The 12,686-nt window shown below is 35.5% G+C and carries 10 protein-coding genes and 1 tRNA gene; 10 read left to right on the top strand and 1 reads right to left on the bottom strand.

Going from position 1 to position 12,686, the window contains the following annotated elements; all coding sequences use genetic code 11:
* Positions 1-312: 312 nt before the first annotated feature.
* The 10 genes from ACF3NF_RS03800 (at position 313) to selB (ending at position 11,734) form a co-directional block, all read left to right on the top strand.
* On the top strand, positions 313-1,248 hold the full coding sequence (locus tag ACF3NF_RS03800; protein ID WP_394024342.1) for a sulfite exporter TauE/SafE family protein: 936 nt from the start codon (positions 313-315) through the stop codon (positions 1,246-1,248).
* Positions 1,249-1,495: 247 nt separating this feature from the next.
* A complete protein-coding gene (locus ACF3NF_RS03795; RefSeq protein ID WP_394024340.1) occupies positions 1,496-2,269 on the top strand; it encodes an acyl-CoA dehydratase activase in 774 nt (257 codons plus the stop codon).
* Positions 2,266-3,417 (top strand): double-cubane-cluster-containing anaerobic reductase, encoded by a 1,152-nt coding sequence (locus ACF3NF_RS03790; protein WP_394024338.1) that lies wholly within the window; start codon positions 2,266-2,268, stop codon positions 3,415-3,417. The genes ACF3NF_RS03795 and ACF3NF_RS03790 overlap by 4 nt, the downstream gene beginning before the upstream one ends.
* Before the next feature lie 11 nt (positions 3,418-3,428).
* Complete coding sequence (selD, locus tag ACF3NF_RS03785) at positions 3,429-4,442, top strand: selenide, water dikinase SelD (protein ID WP_394024336.1); 1,014 nt, start codon at positions 3,429-3,431, stop codon at positions 4,440-4,442.
* A 13-nt stretch (positions 4,443-4,455) separates the two neighbouring features.
* Entirely contained in the window at positions 4,456-5,064 is a 609-nt protein-coding gene (gene yedF / locus ACF3NF_RS03780; RefSeq protein WP_262123160.1) for a sulfurtransferase-like selenium metabolism protein YedF, read from the top strand.
* Complete coding sequence (locus tag ACF3NF_RS03775; protein ID WP_394024334.1) at positions 5,045-5,320, top strand: DUF3343 domain-containing protein; 276 nt, start codon at positions 5,045-5,047, stop codon at positions 5,318-5,320. The genes yedF and ACF3NF_RS03775 overlap by 20 nt, the downstream gene beginning before the upstream one ends.
* Positions 5,310-6,452, top strand: coding sequence for an aminotransferase class V-fold PLP-dependent enzyme (locus tag ACF3NF_RS03770; RefSeq protein WP_394024332.1), 1,143 nt, complete (start codon positions 5,310-5,312; stop codon positions 6,450-6,452). The genes ACF3NF_RS03775 and ACF3NF_RS03770 overlap by 11 nt, the downstream gene beginning before the upstream one ends.
* Positions 6,453-6,593: 141 nt before the next feature.
* Positions 6,594-7,841 carry a glycine/sarcosine/betaine reductase component B subunit gene (locus ACF3NF_RS03765; protein ID WP_394024330.1) on the top strand — a complete coding sequence of 416 codons (1,248 nt, stop codon included), beginning with the start codon at positions 6,594-6,596 and terminating at the stop codon, positions 7,839-7,841.
* Between the two features lie 691 nt (positions 7,842-8,532).
* Positions 8,533-9,885 carry an L-seryl-tRNA(Sec) selenium transferase gene (gene selA / locus ACF3NF_RS03760; protein ID WP_394024328.1) on the top strand — a complete coding sequence of 451 codons (1,353 nt, stop codon included), beginning with the start codon at positions 8,533-8,535 and terminating at the stop codon, positions 9,883-9,885.
* On the top strand, positions 9,875-11,734 hold the full coding sequence (gene selB, locus ACF3NF_RS03755) for a selenocysteine-specific translation elongation factor (protein ID WP_394024326.1): 1,860 nt from the start codon (positions 9,875-9,877) through the stop codon (positions 11,732-11,734). The genes selA and selB overlap by 11 nt, the downstream gene beginning before the upstream one ends.
* Here the strand turns inward: selB and ACF3NF_RS03750 are convergent.
* Positions 11,735-11,829: transfer RNA gene (locus ACF3NF_RS03750), tRNA-Sec, on the bottom strand.
* Between the last annotated feature and the right edge of the window lie 857 nt (positions 11,830-12,686).

The following is a 12,686-nucleotide window of genomic DNA, read 5'->3' as shown; positions in this document are numbered from 1 at the left end:
TTTACATCTTTAAATTTATCTTTATTTTTATTGGTGTATTTTTTATGCAAATATTTTCAAATCAGTACATTAGATGGCTGGCAAATTTTTATTTTTTAAAAGGAGTTACTATGAGATTTCATCAGGAAAATAGTGCTGATTACAGATTTGCTGCAATCAAAACAGTAAGACGTGTCGGCAATGGAATATCTAAAGTGCCAGTTACTGTCACCTTAAAAGGATAATTAAATTTTATTTTATTAGAAATTTTATAATAACATTTTCATTTTTTTACAAATTAATACAAAATTAAATAATTTTAAGGAGATACCAATGATAATTACATTATTAAAGGGATTATATTATGTATATTTTGCTGGATATGCAGCATTTATTGGACGTGACATCTATAAAAACAAAGAAGATTTAAAGAAAACTTCAAAATCAGATAAAATTAAGCAATCATTCATAGGATTTTTGGTAAATTTTGGTGATACTCTCGGTATAGGATCATTTGGAAATATCGTTGCCTTATTTGGAGCTTTAAAGGTAAAGGTAAATGATAAGCTTATACCAGGTACTTTAAATGCTTCTTGTTCCTTGCCGACACTTTTAGAGGCTCTCTTATTTACTTCAACTATAGAAATTGACCCGCTTACTCTAGCTTTGATGATAGTATCAGCTACTATTGGTTCTTATATAGGGGCTGGCATTATTGCAAAAATGGATGAGAAAAAAGTTCAATTTGTTATGGGAGTTGCTTTATTTTTAGCAGCTACAGCTATGCTAATTACCCACCCATACCTAGGCTTATTTGAAATGAACAATACAGCTATAGGTCTATCTGGTTGGAGATTAATAGTTGCAGTAATTGGTAACTTTATCCTAGGTGTTTTAATGTGTGCAGGGGTTGGTCTATACGCTCCATGTATGGCTATGGTTTCACTACTAGGTATGAATATCAAGTCAGCTTTTCCAATCATGATGGGTTCTTGCGCTATTTTAATGCCAACAGCTGGTATTAGATTTATAAAAGAAGAAGCTTATGACAGATCAGCATCCTTATACATCAACTTATTTGGTTTATTAGGAGTTGTTGTTGCATATCTTGGAGTAAAAAATGCCAATATTGACGCTCTTAAAATCCTAATCATCTTAGTAATTTACTACACAGCTATAACAATGATTAGAAAAAGTAAAAGCTCAAAAGAAGAAGATTCTTTTATAGCAGATCCAGAAATAACTGAAGAAGTATACAACGCAAACTAAATAAAATCAGCAGTAAAGGCGGGCCAAGACCCGTCTTTTTTTTGGATTAAATCATCTAAGCAAAAAATTGACAATATTATAATAAAAAGTTTAGTAAAAATAGAGCTAAACAGGAAATTTTCAGTAAGTACACTTAGCTAAAAAATTTTAAATAACTTTTCAATTTAGAAGAATAAGCCTAAGGCTAGTACACTATTTTTCTTTGTGAGAACGTTTTTTATTTGATACTAATTTTATTGGAGGAAAAATGGATTATGTAGGGATAGACATTGGGTCTACTGCTGCAAAAATAACTCTTATAAAAAATGAGGACATCAAACATTTTGTAATGCCAACCGGTTGGTCCAGCAAGGAAACCGCAGGATTAATTAAAGATAAATTAGAAAATGATTATGGGGTTTATCCAGAAAGTGAAGATTGCCGCACGATTGCCACAGGATACGGTCGTATTTCTGTATCCTATGCTGATTTTGAAATTACAGAAATCACCTGCCATGCCAGGGGTGGACGAGAACTCTCTGGTGCAACAACCACCACAATTATCGATGTAGGTGGCCAAGATACCAAGGTAATTAGCCTTGAGAATGGATTTGTGGCTGACTTTTTGATGAATGATAAGTGTTCGGCAGGGACTGGAAGATTTATTGAAATTATGGCAGATAAATTAAACCTAACCTTAGAAGAACTATTTGATATTGCTCAAAATGGAGATCCCATAGAAATAAGTGCCATGTGCACAGTTTTTGCTGAATCAGAGGTCATAAATTATATTGGCGAGGGCAGAAAAAAAGAAGATATAGCTGCAGGAGTTATTGATTCTGTTGCAAAAAAAGTAAGCCAGCTAGCAGGTCGTGCAAAAATTAAAAATGAAGTAATCCTTACAGGTGGCCTATCAAATATCCCATATTTTGCAAAAGTTTTAAGTGAAAAATTAAATACACCAGTACATACTACAGAAAATGGCAAATTTGCCGGGTCTTACGGCGCAGCCTTACTTGCAAAGGAGAAGAAAAAAAGATGACAGATATAGTAAAAGAATTACCAGAAGTTTTTGAAGAATTTGCAGAACAAAGAAAAAACGCGTTTTTAGATGTAAAAAAATTAAAAGATAAGGGAATTCCTTTAGTTGGAGCCTACTGTACATATTTTCCAGAAGAAGTAGCTTGGGCAGCAGGAGCAAGTACAGTTGGACTTTGTTCAACCAGTGATGAGACAATCCCAGAAGCTGAAAAAGATTTGCCAGCCAATCTTTGCCCGCTTATTAAATCATCATATGGCTTTGCAAAAACAGACAAATGCCCATTTTTTTATTTTTCTGACATAGTTGTTGGAGAAACAACATGTGATGGCAAAAAGAAAATGTATGAGCTGATGAATGACATCAAGCCAATGTATATCATGCACCTGCCACAAACACAAAACGAAAAATCCCTCCGCTATTGGAAGGATGAAGTAATAGACTTTAGGGACTACTTGGAAGAAAAACTTGATACAAAAATAAGTGATGATGACCTTATAAAATGGTCAAAGGTGGGTAATGATATAAGAGATGCTCAAAAAAATTTGGCAGATACAATGGAACTAGACCCAGCACCAATGACTGGCCTTGACTTTTTCCATGTAACCTATGGATCACAATTTAAAATGGATAAGACAATTTTGGCTGATGAGATAAATGCCATTGCCGAAAAAATTCGTGCAGAATATGATCCAGAAAAATTAGAGAAAAAACCTAGAATTATTATCACAGGTTGCCCAATGGGTGGTGCTACAGAAAAAGTTATAAAAGCTATAGAGGATAATGGTGCTGTTGTAGTAAGTTTTGAAAACTGCTCTGGCGAGAAAAATTTTGATAACAATATAGATTTGGAAACTGATGACATCAACGAGGCAATTGCTCGTAGATATTTAGATATTGGTTGCTCAGTTATGACCCCAGATACAAATCGCTATGACTTGCTTGGCAGACTTATTGATAAATACAATGCGGATGGAGTTATCGAAATGGACTTGGTTGCCTGCCACCCATATATAGTTGAGCGTGAAAAAATAAAAAGATTTGTTACAGAAGAAAAAGGCATACCATATATGTTTGTAGAAACTGACTTCTCAAAAGCGGACATAGGCCAGTTAAATACAAGAATGGCTGCCTTCATAGAAATGTTATAAAAAGGAAAATAATGAGTAAAATAGAAGTTTGCGGCGGCTGCAATGCCAAAATTGCTGCAGGAAACTTAGATTCTTTATTAAAAGACATCAATCCATATAGACGTGATGATGTTCTTGTAGGATTTGATGGCAAAGATGACGCTGCTGTTATAGATATTGATGGAAAAACTGCAATAATCCAAACCTTGGACTTTTTCCCAGCTATGGTAGAAGATCCATACCTATTTGGGCAAATTGCAGCGGCAAATTCCCTAAGCGATATTTATGCTATGGGGGGAGAAGTAGTAAGTGCTTTAAACATTGCCATGTTCCCATTGGAAGAAGATTTTGATATTTTAAGACAAATCCTCCGTGGGGGCAATGATAAGGTGAGTGAGGCGGAAGCTTCCCTAGTAGGTGGCCACTCCATCCACGATAACCTAACTAAATATGGTTTGTCAGTAACTGGAAAAGTTGCTATTGATAAAATTTGGCAAAATAATACTCCTCAAGATAAGGATGTAATTTTATTAACTAAAAAACTTGGAACAGGGCTAATTACAGGTTCCTACAACCAAGGCATGGTAAGTGATGAGGAGTTTAAGGCCTGCACTGACCAGATGAAATTACTAAATAAATATGCAAGAGATATTTTTGTAAACTACGACATCCACGCAGCAACTGATGTTACAGGCTTTGGTCTTTTAGGCCACTTATCAGAAATGGCAGGAGATGATTTTTCTATCATAGTAGATAGCAAAAAAGTCCCAGTTCTAGAGCCAGCTCTTGACTTAGCCAATGAATTTTTATTCACCACAGGCGGTCAAAATAACAGAAATTATCTAAAAAATGTTGTTGAATTTTACAAGGATGATTTTGCTATGAGCGAGGTATTATTTGACCCACAAACCAGTGGTGGACTACTAGTAGCAGTTGATAGAGATACTGCTGATCAAATTATAGAAGAGTTTAAAAAGCAAAATATGGATATATATGAAATAGGGGAAGTAAAATTAAGAAGATCTTACCCTATCATTGTAAAATAAAAAGGAGATTAAAATGAGAGAAATAGATGTAATTGGCAAAGCTTGCCCAATCCCAGTAATTGAAACAAAAAAAGCCTTAAGAGAAAATCCAGATGAAACAGAATTTGAAATCCTAGTAGACAACGAAGTTTCTACAGAAAACCTAACAAAAATGGCAAATGAATTAAAAATTAATTCAAAAGTAGAAAAACTTGGAGAAAGAAAATACAAGGTTAGCCTAGAAAAAACAGAAGCATCAAGAGACCACAGAGAAATCGAAGACTACTCAGTAAATAGTGCTACAAGTAACAACTATGTTGTAATAGTAAACTCAGATAAAATTGGCGATGGAGATGAAGATTTCTCAAAACAATTACTAGAAGGATTTATCTACTCAGTAACTGAACAAGACCACTTACCAGTAGAAATTATCTTCTATAACAGGGGCGTTTTCCTTACAACAGAAAACGAAAAAACAATAGAAGACTTAAAAAATCTTGAAAACCGTGGAGTTAGAGTATATTCTTGCGGACTTTGCCTAGACCACTATGGCAAAAAAGATAAGCTCGCAGTTGGTGAAATTACCAATATGTACAAAATCGTAGAAGCAATGAGATCAAACAATGCCATCTACCCTTGCTAAGGAAATAGAGCATATCATATTTTCGTTTGATACCACATCAGCTGCCATGGCTGTTCTTGAAAAAACTGAGCATTTGGCTGGCGCAAGACTAATCCCACTTCCTACCGAAATTGGTGCTGGATGTGGGTTTTGCTTGCGTGTTGACAAAAGTGAATTGGAAAATGCCCTAAATATCCTAGAAAAATCAGACTATGATAAAATATACACCCTCTACCATGAGGGCAAAAAGAGAGTGATAGAAGAATATGTACTTTGATAACTCCGCCACAACCCTACATAAACCAGAGTCACTAAAGGAAAAATATATAGAGCTTTTAGAAAGTGAATCCTACGGCAATCCATCAAGGTCAGGCCACGCCCTTTCACAAAATTCTATGATGGGGATATATAAGACCAAAATGGACCTGGCAAAAATATTTCATATAGGAGATCCAAATGATATAGCCCTTACAGAAAATGCTAGTTTCGGTCTAAATATGATCATCAAATCATTAATAAAAGAAAATGACCATGTAATTACAACAACAACCGAGCATAACTCTGTCCTAAGGCCCCTCTACCAATCAGGAGCAGAACTTTCTTTTCTAGATTTTGATGAAAACTGTGAAGTAGATTTTGATAAGATTCCAGAACTTATCAAAGAAAATACAAGATTTGTAGTAATAAACCACGCATCAAATCTACTAGCAAATCTAAATGACTTGGACAAAATCCACGAAATTGCAGATAAATATAATTTAGTAATGATAATCGACATGGCTCAGACAGCAGGCTGTGTGGATGTAGATTTGTCAAAATATACAAATAGCATTTTTGTTTTTACCGGCCATAAATCCCTTTACGGGCCATCAGGAACTGGAGGGATAATAAAAGTGGGAGATTTTGATTTTTCAAATGTCTTTGCAGGTGGATCAGGGGTAAATTCTTTTGATAAGTGTCACCCAAAAAACTTTCCAGCTATTTTTGAAGTTGGGACAAGCAACTTCCTTTCCCAAATTGCCATGGATGCTAGCCTAAAATTTCTTTTAGAAACTGGCATAGAAAATATAAATGAAAAAATAAAAAAATTGACCAAAAGATTTTATGAGGGCATCGAAAATATAGAAGGCATTAAGATTTATTCTAAAAAACCAGAGGGAGATTTTACAGGAATTGTCTCCTTTAATCTATCTGATATGGATAGCTCAGAGCTTTCTCTAATATTAGATGAAGAATATAATATCCAAACTAGACCTGGAGCCCATTGCGCCCCACTAATTCATAAACACTTTGGCACAGAAAACCAAGGCATAGTGAGATTTTCCTTTTCATATTTCAACACAGAAGAAGAAATAGATGCTGCAATTAAAGCAGTAAAAGAAATAGCTGAAGACTATAATAACAAGTAAGCCTAGATAATCTAGGTTTTTTTTATTGATAATTTCCTATTGTAGAAATATTGTCAATAAAACTGAACGTGTTATAATAATATTAGATAAAAGGTTTTCTTACATATAAAATTATATGAGCAAAATAAATAGGAGGCAAAAATGGGATTTGGCCCTAGTACAAAAATGACAACCATGCATCATTATAGGTGCCCATTAGTAAATATAGTTTCATCTTATGATGGATTAGAATTTGTAGGAGTAATTGCCAAGGGAGTAGCTGATAAGCAAGTTGATAAGGAAAGAACATCAGTAGAAACAGCCAAAATGGCCAAAGAATTAGGACTTGATGCAGCCATAGTAGCCCTAGATGGCTGGGGCAACCACCACATAGATTTTACAACTGTAATAGGTGAATTAGAAAAAAATGGTATAGCAACAGCAGGTCTTTCATTTATCGGCCAACAAGCAACATTTGTAGCTACAAACGAATATGTGGACTTAGTACTTGACTACAACAAAACAGAATCGGGCTTTGAAACTCAAGTTTTAGGAGAAAATTCTCTTTCAGAAATAGATGCTATGAAGGCCATGGTTGAACTTAGCAAAAAAATGGCCAAACGTGGCAAAAAATGGGACAAGAAAAAGGATCCGAATGAGAAAAAAGAAGGCAAACTTACAAAATCTTACATAAAAATAGATCAAGTAAAATTTGGCGAAGAAAATAAAATTGACGGCCACACTCTAATTATCGATGAAAACATTGCAAAAAATGCCCTAGATGGCCAAGAAAGAATAGTTGATATGAGTGTAGATATCATAAAACCAGGAGATTACGAAAAAGAAGCCAACACAAACCTAGATGTGATGCCAATTGCCGGTAAAAAATCAGGAAAACTTGGAGAAGGCCAAACAGTAGAGCTAAAAGGCGTAGTAGCAATGATAACAGGGGTAGAAGAAGCCTACGACCTTCAACCTGCAAATATGGGCTCTTGTGACGGTACATTAAAAGAAAAAATTAGCTTTGACAAACCAGGTACCCCATCTGTAGATGATTATATTTTCCATATAGATTTCACCTTCAAAGAAGGCGAAGGCAGGACAGCGGATGGTATTATTAAAGCCCATGAAATAGCCGACGAAATTATTGGAAAAATAAGAGAAGTATTAAAATCATACGAAGGCAAATACGATGAAACAAAAGACTTTTACAATATCAAAAGGCCAGGCAAATATAAAATAGGCATTGTAAAAGTAGTCTCAGGTGTAGGATGTATGTATGATACATTTGTAAAGCCAGATGAGCCAGCAGGCATTATTGGTGGGGAAAATATGAGGCTTAGAAAAAATAGCCCAGTATTTTTAACACCAAATGAAGCAAGAGATGGGGGTATACATTCACTTTACTAAAGTGAATCGAAATATTTATTATTAGATAACTTTGTAGTTTTAAAATAATATTATTATATATTATTATCCTTCGTCTAGGGGGATAGGGACGAGGGGTTGCGGAGACCCCTACGTCCCTTTCCCCCTGGACCCCCTAAACCCTTTTTACCCCCTCCGCCACTGCGTGGGGCAATGATTAGTAGAAGTTCGCTCCGCGAATTCTTTTTTCATAAATTAGAAGCATTTGCTTTAAGCAAATGCTTTTTTTGTATATAACTCACTTAAGGCCATGGATAATCATAATACACTATAATTGCAATTACAGTCTAGATATTAAGCGAAGCTTAATATTAAAAAGTTGCGTAAGCAACATACTGCAATTATAAAATAGACATCGCGTAGCGATTCTTTCCTTAAAATTACGCACCCCGCGCAGGGGTCGTTAGGGCGAGTTTGCATGGTGGTTGGAAACTAGCCCGTCCGGCTGATGGAGGACCCTCCATGGAATGGTCTTGCGAAGCAAGAGGATTTGGAGGGCGAATCGAAACGCCCTTAAAGCCAACCCCCAGAGAACGATGAGGTATTTAAGATACTAATACCAAGTCAATTACTTAATAAGAAAAAAAGATTTTGCAAACTTTTCTAAAAAGTTCCCCATTACTTTGTTACAAATTTAGTAAAATATTGTATAATAAGCATAGATGGAGGCAGTATGGAAAATTTGTACAAAAAATTACCTCAAATGAATGAGATTTTAAATAGATATGATGAAAATCCTGTGATTGTAAAGGACGTTGCAAATAAGGTTTTGGATGATTACCGTTCGAAGATTGCGGCAAAGGAAGATTTTGAAACAGCTGATATATATGCGGATATTGATAGCAAAATCAATTCTTTTAGCCCATATTCACTTTATAACGTGATAAATGCAACGGGAGTTATCCTACACACCAACCTAGGTCGTGCGGTTTTATCAGAAAAATCCCTTGAACGAATTGAAAAAATTGGTGCGTCTTATTCAAACTTGGAATATGATGTGGAAAAAGGAGTGCGTGGATCACGCTACACCCACCTTGTTGAAATTGTCAAAAAACTAACCGGAGCAGAAGATGCACTTATTGTAAATAACAATGCTTCAGCAGTTTTTTTAGTTTTAAATACCTTTTGTCAGGGGAAAAATGCCCTTATTTCTCGTGGAGAATTGGTTGAAATTGGTGGTTCTTTCCGTATTTCAGAAATTATGAAAAAATCTGGGGCCAATGTTGTGGAAGTTGGTGCGACAAATAGGACTCATCTTTATGATTATGAAAACGAAATCGATGATGAAAATCTATCAGCTATTGTAAAAGTCCACAAATCAAACTTCCAAATGGTGGGCTATAACGAATCTGTAGATACCAAAGATTTAAAAGAACTAATAGGCGACCGTGACATCCTCCTTTATGAAGACCTAGGAAGTGGATCGCTTATAGACCTTACTCCTTATGGCTATTCCTACGAAAAAACTGTGGGAGATTGCCTAAGCGATGGCATTGACCTTGTAAGTTTTTCTTGCGATAAATTAATCGGTGGATCCCAAGCAGGAATCATAGTCGGAAAAAAAGATTACATTGCAAAAATGAAGAAAAACCAACTTCTAAGGGCCTTTAGGGTGGACAAACTAACCCTAGCATCAGTTGAAGCAACTCTAATCGAGTACCTCAACTTTGATCAAATGAAAAAGGATAACCCAACCATTAGAATGATTACAGAGGATGCAGAAACTGTCAAAAAAAGATGCCAAAAACTCTTAAGAAAAATCCAAAAAATTGATGGCATAGACGCAGAAATGGTAGAAAGCGAAGGCAAAATCGGAGGTGGGTCATATCCACTAGATGTCAAAAAAACCTATTCGGTAAAGATTACTGACACAGACATCCACAAGTTAGAAAGTCATTTAAGACTATCAGAAGACCACATTATTTCAACAGTCCATGATGGAGCTCTTTACCTAAATGCTCTTACAATTTTTGATAGGCAAATCGATGACATTTATCAGACAGTAAAGGATTATTATGAAAAATAATTATATAATCGGAACAGCAGGCCACATTGATCACGGCAAAACTACCTTAATCAGGGCCTTGACCGGCAATGAAACTGACAATTTAAAAGAAGAAAAAGAACGCGGCATATCCATAAACTTAGGCTTTACTGCCCTTGAACTTTCCAATGGAGAAAAGGCAGGCATAATTGATGTGCCAGGCCACGAAAACTTTGTAAAAAACATGATGGCAGGCGTTGTAGGTATAGACATAATTTTGCTAGTAATTGCAGCAGATGATGGAGTAATGCCACAAACAATCGAACACGCCCAAATTCTCCACTATATGGGGGTGGACAATGCCATAATTGTTATAACAAAGAAAAATATGGTGACTCCTGAAATGGTTGATTTGGTAAAGGCTGACATAGAAATGTCCTTTGCAGATACCATTTTGGAAGATGCCCCAATCATAGCTGTTGACTCTGTTGCTGGAGAAAATATTGACCAGCTAAAAGTCCTAATTGAAGAAAAAATCCTTAATACTCAAAAGCAAGAAGACAGCAAATCAATGAGGATGAATATCGATAGATCATTTACCCTACAAGGTATTGGTACAATTATTACCGGTACCCTAACTGAGGGCGAAATCCACAAAGACGGCGAATATATGCTCTACCCATCCGGCAAAAAAGTAAAGGTAAGATCAATCGAAAACCACGACATACCTATAGATATTGCCCATAAGGGCCAAAGAATCGCCCTAAATCTTGCAAATATTTCATCAAACGAAATCGAACGTGGCGACATCATTGCCCAAAATGATTCGCTGATTAGGGTGAAAAATGTTCAAACAAAGCTTTCCCTATCAAAATTTGATGACATAGAAATCGAGCATTGGACTAGGGTAAGATTTTTCCATGGAACAAAAGAAGTATTGGCCAGGGCTGTACCTCTTGATAAAAAGGAAATCAAATCAAATGAGAGTGCTCTTTGCGAATTCCGTCTGGAAGAAGAAATATATGTAAAAAGAGGGGATAAATTTGTAATCAGGTCCTATTCACCAGTCAAAACCATAGGTGGGGGAGAAATAATCGACACAAATGAGCAAAATCACACAGTAAATTCAAAAGATTATGTGGATTACCTAAAAAATAAAGAAGAATTTAGCGAAATCGATGAGATAAGTGATTTCCTAGATGAGTTCAAATCGCAAGATGAAATTTACACCCATATGGGTATTGAAAAATCAGCCCTTAATCAAGATTTAAAGCAAATGGCAGCCAATAATGATATTCAGATCATAGGAGAATCCTATATAGCAAGCCAAAATCTAGAAAAAATTGCAAGTGATATAAGCGAATTGGTCAAAGATTACCACAAAAATATTCCTTTGGATGAGGGAATTTCCAAAGAAGAGTTAAGGCAAAAACTTGACCTAAAGCTAGAGACCAAGGACTTTGAAGCAATGCTAAAAAACAAGATCCTAACCAAGCACATAATGCTACAAAGAGGTTTTGTAAAAGACAAAAATTTTGCTATAAGTCTTGCCAACGACCAAAAAAGAATAGATGAACTAATGGGTCAAATCAGGGCAAATGAGCCAAAACTATCCAAAGAAAGCGAAATTTTTGACAAGAAAGACAAGGATTTATTGGCCTTTTTATTAAAAAATGATTTGGTAAAAATCGATGAATTTGTAATAAGAAACGAATATTATACAAAATTAGTGGATATGGTAAAAGAATATTTCAAGGATAATGACAAGCTAGAAGCCAAGGAATTTAGAGACTTATCAGGACTTAGCCGTAATCAAGCCATAGTCATATTAGAATACCTAGATAGGAAAAATATTACAAAAAGAGTGGAAGATTATAGAATATTGGTTTAGTGGCGAGAGCGTGTAGGAATCGAACCTACCCAAGAAGTACACTTCTCACAACGGTTTTGAAGACCGCAGAGCACACCAGACACTCATCCGCTCCCATAGCAACTTATATTATACCATAAGTTGCTAAAAAAACAACAAAATATATCAGATTAAGTAAAACAATAAAATTATATAGACACACAAATTTAGACAAAAAGCTCACTAAATGACAAAATAATGAAGATTTGACAATAGTGGGCTATTTTTTTGCCTAAAATCGGGAAAAAAGACCTGTTTTTTCTATATATAAATAGGAGGTGATAATATGACAAAAATCTTAATCTACAAAGAAGAAAAAGACGATGATAAAACAGAAGAAAAAGATAGCAAAGACTCTGAATAATTAAGAAAGGAGAAAGGCTAAAAAGAAAATTTTGGTAAAAGTGTTTAAAAAATTGTTGGTATTTAAATTATGTAATCGCTTGTTCAACGCACCAACTGTCACCCTTAGCGTAGGAAAGAGATTTAGAAAAGAGTCTACCATAAGACAGTAAACAGATTTCTCCATGCGCTCCGTTCCACTCGCTTAGTCGAAATGGATAATTATAATCTTTAGATGATTAAAAGATAGCAGAAAAAAACGCGCTCGCCCTCACTGTCACCCTGAGCTCAGCCGAAGGGTCTCAAAGATTAGAGTTCAACTCAAACTCCGTAAACAAAATAATAAAAACCCAAGGAGATCCTTCGACTCCGCAAGCTCCGCTCAATCGCTATTTGACAAATCAAAGATTTGAAACATAGCGATATCTGACCTTCCATCCATTTTTTACAAAAATGGGGATAGGTCATTAAGGATGACAATCGGAGAACGGAAAAAGGAAAGATTTCTCCACTCCAAAAATTAAAATTTTCTCTGGTCGAAATGGCAGGCGTTGGTATAACTATTCCCTCAGCCCCCTGTCATCTCGAGCGC

Source organism: Anaerococcus martiniensis, from assembly GCF_043187485.1.
In the GTDB taxonomy this organism is placed as follows: Bacteria; Bacillota; Clostridia; order Tissierellales; family Peptoniphilaceae; genus Anaerococcus; species Anaerococcus martiniensis.
The sequence above is the reverse complement of the archived record's forward strand: the minus strand, read 5'-3'. Positions and strand labels throughout refer to the sequence as shown.

Bases quoted from the DNA above. Each gene is read 5' to 3' on its own strand.
- yedF (WP_262123160.1), top strand. From the start codon at position 4,456: ATGAGAGAAATAGATGTAATTGGCAAAGCTTGCCCAATCCCAGTAATT.
- ACF3NF_RS03800 (WP_394024342.1), top strand. From the start codon at position 313: ATGATAATTACATTATTAAAGGGATTATATTATGTATATTTTGCTGGA.
- ACF3NF_RS03765 (WP_394024330.1), top strand. From the start codon at position 6,594: ATGGGATTTGGCCCTAGTACAAAAATGACAACCATGCATCATTATAGG.
- ACF3NF_RS03790 (WP_394024338.1), top strand. From the start codon at position 2,266: ATGACAGATATAGTAAAAGAATTACCAGAAGTTTTTGAAGAATTTGCA.
- ACF3NF_RS03775 (WP_394024334.1), top strand. From the start codon at position 5,045: ATGCCATCTACCCTTGCTAAGGAAATAGAGCATATCATATTTTCGTTT.
- ACF3NF_RS03770 (WP_394024332.1), top strand. From the start codon at position 5,310: ATGTACTTTGATAACTCCGCCACAACCCTACATAAACCAGAGTCACTA.
- selD (WP_394024336.1), top strand. From the start codon at position 3,429: ATGAGTAAAATAGAAGTTTGCGGCGGCTGCAATGCCAAAATTGCTGCA.
- selA (WP_394024328.1), top strand. From the start codon at position 8,533: ATGGAAAATTTGTACAAAAAATTACCTCAAATGAATGAGATTTTAAAT.
- ACF3NF_RS03795 (WP_394024340.1), top strand. From the start codon at position 1,496: ATGGATTATGTAGGGATAGACATTGGGTCTACTGCTGCAAAAATAACT.
- selB (WP_394024326.1), top strand. From the start codon at position 9,875: ATGAAAAATAATTATATAATCGGAACAGCAGGCCACATTGATCACGGC.